This window comes from Streptomyces sp. NPDC053560 (assembly GCF_044544605.1).
GTDB lineage: Bacteria > Actinomycetota > Actinomycetes > Streptomycetales > Streptomycetaceae > Streptomyces.
Genome location: NZ_JBITXI010000007.1, coordinates 223,563 through 230,412, shown reverse-complemented (window position 1 = coordinate 230,412; position 6,850 = coordinate 223,563). Strand labels below are relative to the sequence as shown.

Sequence of the window (6,850 nt, the reverse complement as noted above, 5' to 3'; positions counted from 1 at the left end):
CGCCGGGGGGGGGGGGGGGGGGGGGGGGGGGGCGCGGGGGGGGGGGGGGCGGGGGGGGGGGGGCGGCCGGGGCCCCCCCCCCCCCCCCCCCCCCACGCCGGGGATCACGCTGTGCGCAAGCGCCCGTCCCTACGCAACGCAGGAACGCACGTTTTTACGCGAGACAGGAGCACCCGTCCCTGCGCTGCGTCCGTGCTCACGGACGCAGCAGCGGCATCCGCTGGACCTGCTGCTGCTTGTCCAGCTTCTTGTTGTACGGGGCCGCCGGCGCCGGCTCGCCCGCGGCGGGCTGCACGCCGGCCCACTTCAGGAGGCGGGCGGTGGCCTTGGTGCGGTCGGCTTCCTTCAGCTTCGCGATGTTGGAGCCGTGGTTGCCGCCGGGAACGGTGAAGACGTAGGAGTCCTTCGCGCCCTTGCCGACCCGGAAGTGCTCCGAACTCCACGGGTCGTACTGCCCGTTGACGAACATCATCTGCTGGGCGTGGTGGCGCACCCAGCGGTCCACGTCCGGCATGGCCTTCTTGTCGAAGGACATGGGGATGTCGCGGGGGACGAAGGTGCGGGAGTTGTTGATGCCCGGGTAGCGGAGCAGGTCCGCGACGTTCGGGTACTGGTAGCCGGGCTCACCTAGCTGGGTGCCCGCCTGGTAGTAGTACGGCAGGTAGGGCTCCATGCCCTGGTCGGTGTAGCTGTCGAAACCGCCGACCTTGTCCATCCAGGCCCACAGCGCGTCCGTGGTGGCCGTCGGCTTCGGGACCTCGGCGCAGGCGGTGGCGGCGGGCTGGTACTGCCAGAAGCCGAAGACCAGGTCGGTGACCATGATCTCGTACGCACGGTCGGCGTTGCCGGCGAGCTTGAAGGTCCAGCCCTCGGCGGTGGCCTTCTTCTGGAAGCGGTCGACCATCTCACCGCGGCGCTTCAGTGCCTCGCGCTCGATCGCGGCGAGGTCCTTGCGGCACTGGGCGGTGCCGACGGTGGCGAAGAAGCGGTCGTACGCGGAGTCCTCGTCGTTTACCACGTCGTTGGGCGCGACGTAGGCGACGGTGCCGTTCATGTCGTGCGGGTAGAAGCGGCGGTAGTAGGTCGCCGTCATGCCGCCCTTGCTGCCGCCGGTGGCGATCCAGTTCTTGGCATAGACCGGCTTCAGCGCGCGGAAGATGCGGTGCTGGTCGGCGGCGGCCTGCTGGATGTCCAGCTTCTTCCAGTCCGCGGGCTTCGGCCGGGACGGGGTGAAGTAGCGGTACTCCATCGAGACCTGGTTGCCGTCGATGAGCTTGGTGGGCTCACTGCGGGTCGGCTCGGTGGAGACGTTGTAGCCGGAGGTGAAGAAGACGGTGGGGCGGTCCGTCGACTTGTGCAGCACGGTGATGCGCTGCTGGAAGGTGCCCTTGCCCGGATGCCGGTGGTCGACCGGCTGGGTGTAGTTCAGGACGAAGTAGCGGTAGCCGTCTACCGGCTTCTCCTGGACGAGGCTCATTCCCGGTATCGCGAGGAGGCGGTCCTTGATGTCCGTCTCCGCGCGGCTGCCCGCTGTCGTACCGGTCGGCCCGGCGACGGTGGCCGCCCCTGCCGTGGCGGTTCCCGCGCCGAGCGTGCCTATGAGCACGACGAGCGACAACAGCCATCTGAGCGTTCTGCGCATGCGCCCTCCCCTGGGGTTCGCAAAGGTCGCGCTGAACCTATCGGTACGGCCTGCCACCGACCACCCCCCGACCGGCGGTTCCGGTCACACCCCGGCGGCGGGACCGCTCGGCCCCGTGCCCACTCCTCCTCTCCCGTACGTCACACCCGTACGCGCTCCTCCTCTCCCGTGAAGTCGCCGGTGAAGGACCGCCACAGTTCGGCGTAGCGGCCGCCGTTGGCGACGAGTTCGGCGTGCGGGCCGTCCTCGGCGACCCGGCCCCGGTCGAGCACCACGACGCGGTCGGCACGGGCCGCGGTGGTCAGGCGGTGGGCGACCACCAGCGTGGTCCGGCGGCCGGCCAGCCGGTCCGTGGCCCGGTTGACCACCGACTCGGTCGCCAGGTCGAGGGCCGCGGTCGCCTCGTCGAGCAACAGCACGTCGGGGTCGACCAGTTCGGCCCGGGCCAGGGCGAGGAGCTGGCGCTGGCCCGCGGAGAGGTTGCGGCCGCGCTCGGCGACCTCGTGGAGGTAGCCGCCGTCGAGCGTGGCGATCATGTCGTGCGCGCCCACCGCCCGGGCCGCGGCCTCCACTTCGGCATCGGTCGCTTCGGGGCGCCCGTAGGCGATGGCGTCGCGGACGGTGCCGGGGAAGAGGTACGACTCCTGCGGGACGACGCCGAGGCGGTGGCGGTAGCCGGTCAGGTCCAGGTCGCGCAGGTCGGTGCCGTCGATCCGGACCGCTCCCGTGGTGGGGTCGTAGAACCGGGCGACCAGCTTGACCAGGGTGGACTTGCCGGCGCCGGTCTCGCCGACGAACGCGACGGTCTGTCCGGCGGGGATGGTCAGCGCGATGCCGGAGAGGGCCTCGGCCTGCTCGCCGTCGGCGGTCGTGTACCGGAAGTGCACGTCGTCGAAGGTGATCTCACCGGTCAGCTTCCGCACCGGGCGGGGCTCCTCGGCCGCCGGGGTGGTGGTCGGCTCGCGCAGCAGTTCCTGGATGCGGCCCAGGGACACGGATGCCTGCTGGTAGCCGTCGAAGACCTGGGAGAGCTGCTGCACGGGGGCGAAGAAGAGGTCGATGTAGAGGAGGTAGGCGACCAGCGCGCCCGCGGTCAGGGTGCCCGCCGAGACCCGGTCGGCGCCCACGATCAGGACGAGCGCCGCGGCGACCGAGGACAGCAGCTGGACGAAGGGGAAGTAGACCGAGATCAGGAACTGACCGCGGGTGCGGGCCTGCCGGTAGGCGGCGCTGCGCTCGGTGAAGCGGTCGATGCCGCTGCGCTCGCGGCGGAACGCCTGGACGATGCGGAGCCCGGCGACGCTCTCCTGGAGGTCGCCGTTGACCACGCTGATCCGTTCGCGCGCCAGCTCGTACGCCTGGACGCTCCGCTTGCGGAAGAAGTACGTGCCGATGATCAGCGGCGGCAGCGTGGCGAAGACGACCAGGGCCAGCTGGACGTCGATGACCAGCAGGGCGACCAGGATGCCGAAGAAGGTGAGGACGGAGACGACGGCGGTGACCAGGCCGGTCTGGAGGAAGGTGGAGAGCGCGTCGACGTCCGTGGTCATCCGCGTCATGATCCGGCCGGTCAGTTCGCGCTCGTAGTAGTCCAGGCCGAGGCGCTGGAGCTGAGCGAAGATCTTGACGCGGAGCGCGTACAGGACGCGTTCGCCGGTACGCCCGGTCATGCGGTTGGAGCCGATCTGGGCGGCCCACTGGGCGAGCACGACGATCAGGGCCGCGGCGGAGGCGGCCCAGACGCCGTTGATCGCGGCGCGCTGCACGCCGTCGTCGATGCCGTGCCGGATCAGTACGGGCAGCAGCAGTCCGGCGACCGCGTCCACGGCGACCAGCGCCAGCGCGACCAGCAGCGGGCGGCCGAAGCCCGCGAGCAGGCGGCGCAGGCCGTAGGCGGTCTCCGGGCGGGCCGCCCGCTCCTCGTCGACGTCGGGGGTGTCGGTGGCCGGGGGTAGGGCGGCGACCTTCTCCAGGAGTTCGGGGGATGCGGGTCCCCCCTGTTCGAACGGAGTCGAGCGCTTGGGGGAAGGCATCCCGGCGAGGGCACCCGCCATGCCGCCGGGGCGGCCGGCGAGGGCCGCGGCCGGTGCCCCGCCGCCCTCCTGCCGGCCGGTGTCGCCCGGCTCCCCGGTACGGACCCACAGCTCGGGGGTGACCCCGTCGACGGTGCGGGGGCGGTCGTCCTCCGGGCCCGCTGCCGGGGCCGCCGGCTCCGGCAGCCCGGTGGTCGCCGCCTCCCCGGAGAAGGCCCCCGCCGTCGCGGCCCGCCCCACCGGGTCCCGCTGCACACTGCCCAGCTCGTCCGGGTCGGTGAGCAGCCTGCGGTACAGCTCGCAGCGCTCCTCCAGCTCCTCGCGCGTACCGATGTCCAGCAGCCGGCCGCCGTCGAGGACCGCGACCCGGTCGGCGAGCGCCAGGGTGGAGGCGCGGTGCGCGATCAGCAGGGTCGTACGGCCGGCCATGACGCCGCGCAGCGCTTCGTGGATCTCGTGCTCGACCCGGGCGTCCACCGCGGAGGTGGCGTCGTCCAGGATCAGCACGCGCGGGTCGGTGACGATGGCGCGGGCCAGCGCGACGCGCTGCCGCTGGCCGCCGGACAGGCTCAGGCCCTGCTCGCCGACCTCGGTGTCGTAGCCGTCGGGCAGGGCCGAGATGAAGCCGTCGGCCTGGGCGGCACGGGCGGCCGCGCGGATCTGCTCGTCGGTGGCGTCCGGAGCGCCGTAGGCGATGTTGTTCCGGAGGGAGTCGGAGAAGAGGAAGCTGGTCTCGGGGACCAGGCCGATGGCGGAGCGCAGCGAGTCGGCCGTCAGGTCGCGCACGTCCCGGCCGCCGACGAGCACCCGGCCCGCACCGGCGTCGTAGAAGCGGGGCAGGAGCAGGGAGACGGTGGACTTGCCGCTGCCGGAGGTGCCGACGACGGCGACGGTCTCGCCGGGCTCGATGCGCAGCGAGAAGTCGTCCAGGACCGGGGGCGTGCCGGTGTCGTCGCCGTACCGGAAGGTGACGTGCTCGAACTCCACGGTGGCGGGGGCGTCGGCGGGCAGCTCGACGGCGTCGGGGCGTTCCTCGATGACCGGCTCGGTGTCGATCAGCTCGAAGACCCGCTCCACGCCGGCGCGGGCCTGCTGGCCCACGGTGAGGACCATGGCGAGCATCCGGACCGGGCCGACGAGCTGGGCGAGGTAGGTGGAGAAGGCCACGAAGGTGCCCAGCGAGACCTGCCCGCGGGTGGCCATCCAGCCGCCGAGGGCGAGCATCGCGACCTGGCCGAGGGAGGGCACGGCCTGGAGCGCGGGGGTGTAGCGGGCGTTGAGGCGTACGGTGCGCAGCCGGCCGGCGAAGAGCCGCCGGCTGACCTCGCGGAGCTTGCCGGTCTCCTGTTCCTCCTGGCCGAAGCCCTTCACGACGCGGACGCCGGAGACGGCGCCGTCGACCACACCGGCCACGGCGGCCGCCTGCCCCTGCGCGTACCAGGTCGCCGGGAAGAGCCGGATGCGGCTGCGCTTGGCGATCCACCACAGGGCGGGGGCCACGGCGAGGGCGACGACGGTGAGCAGCGGCGACAGCACCACCATGACCACCAGCGAGATGGCGAACAGCAGGATGTTGCCGAGCATCATCGGCACCATGAACAGCAGCGACTGCACGAGCTGGAGGTCGCTGGTGCCGCGGCCGACCACCTGGCCGGTGGACAGCTCGTCCTGGCGCCGCCCGTCCAGCCGGGTGATCGCGCGGTACATGCGGGTACGCAGATCGTGCTGCACGTCCAGCGCGAGCCGGCCGCCGTAGAACCGGCGGATGTACGTGAGGACGTAGACGGCGACCGCGGCGACGATCAGCAGGGTGGCCCACGGGGCGAGGGACCGTTCGTGCTTGACGATCACGTCGTCGATGATCAGCTTCGGCACCAGCGGGACCAGCGCCATGACGGCCATCCCGGCGAGCGAGGAGCCGAGCGCGAGCAGTACGTCCTTCCTGTACTGCCAGCATGTGCGCGTCAGCCGCCGCGCCCAGCCCTCTTCTGCCGTGTCCGTGCCCGCCACGCGACGCCTCCCACCGGTCGACTACCTGCCGCAGGCACCAACATCGCCGACCGGTGTTTTCATCCCACCGCAACAATTCACGCAACCATGGGCGTCACCGCACGCTGCTCACTGGATACGGACGGTCATGTCGTACAGCCGCGTGATCTGCTTCGGGTTCTGGTTGTCGTCGCTGACCAGCAGGAGATGCAGCCGCCCCGCTCGCCTGCCGAGCACGGTCATGCCCTCGATGTTGTCCAGCAGCGGATTGAGCTGCGGCTGCTTGGCGGGGGCGCCTAGGGAGGGGCAGCGGGTGAGGTCGGCGAGCAGGGTCTTGCGCGCGGGGCGCACGGTCTCGGTGAGCCGCTCGGTGTCCTGGGTCGCGGTGGCGTGCCGGGGGTCGGCGAGGTAGAGGCGGATGACGTTGCCCTGCGGGGTGAAGGTGCGCTCCAGGACGAGGAGGCGGCCGTCGCCGAGCGCGGTGATCTCGGGGACGGTCATGCCCTTCTCGACCGGGTACGCGAACTGCCGGGCGAGCGCGTAGCCGCCGTGCGGCCGCCGCTCCCAGGTCTGGAAGCGGTGCAGGGACCGGCCCCGCGCGTCGGTGCCGTCGCCGGTGAGCGCGCCCTCCATGGACGCGATGAGGGTACGGCCGCCGGGTCCCGCGGTCAGGCCTTCGAAGGTCTGGTTGCCGGTGGACCGGCCGGCCGGGGCGACCCGCAGCGCGCCGGGGACGGGGAGGCTGCCGCTCGGGCGCCCTGCGCGGTCGTAGCGGCGTACCGACGGCTCGGTCTCGGAGGTGACGATCCGGTCGCCGTTCGCCTCGACGACCAGGCCCTCGGAGTCCAGCGGCGCGCCGTGCTCGTCGGCGAGCGGTACGGCGCGCAGCGGCTCGCGGGTCCGGCCGTCGAGGGTGACCAGCGCGGACCGGTCGGAGAGGGCGAGCAGGTCGCCGTCGGTGTCCCTGGCGAGCGCGGAGAAGTTACCGACGTACGTGCCGTCGACGGACCGCTTGTCGAGGGCGTCGGACCAGCGGTCGACGGAGACGCGGGGCGAGCAGGCGTGCCCGGTGGCGGGCGCCGGGGACGGGGCGGCGGCCGCCGGGAGCGTACCGGCGGCGAGCAGTGCGGCGGCGAGGGCGGCGGGCAATGCGGCGAGACGCACGGTGGGGCCTTCCGGTCGGCGG

At 72.5% G+C, this 6,850-nt stretch carries 3 protein-coding genes; all 3 read right to left on the bottom strand.

Features of this window, described 5'->3' with window-relative positions; genetic code table 11:
* Positions 1-196 precede the first annotated feature (196 nt).
* On the bottom strand, positions 197-1,642 hold the full coding sequence (locus ACIGQF_RS18845; protein WP_399711342.1) for a S28 family serine protease: 1,446 nt from the start codon (positions 1,640-1,642) through the stop codon (positions 197-199).
* Positions 1,643-1,782: 140 nt separating this feature from the next.
* Entirely contained in the window at positions 1,783-5,685 is a 3,903-nt protein-coding gene (locus tag ACIGQF_RS18840) for an ABC transporter ATP-binding protein (protein ID WP_399711339.1), read from the bottom strand.
* Positions 5,686-5,793: 108 nt separating this feature from the next.
* Positions 5,794-6,828 (bottom strand): esterase-like activity of phytase family protein, encoded by a 1,035-nt coding sequence (locus ACIGQF_RS18835; RefSeq protein ID WP_399711337.1) that lies wholly within the window; start codon positions 6,826-6,828, stop codon positions 5,794-5,796.
* Positions 6,829-6,850 lie beyond the last annotated feature (22 nt).

Excerpts from the sequence above, each read along its gene's own strand:
- ACIGQF_RS18845 (WP_399711342.1), bottom strand. The coding sequence starts at position 1,642 with ATGCGCAGAACGCTCAGATGGCTGTTGTCGCTCGTCGTGCTCATAGGC.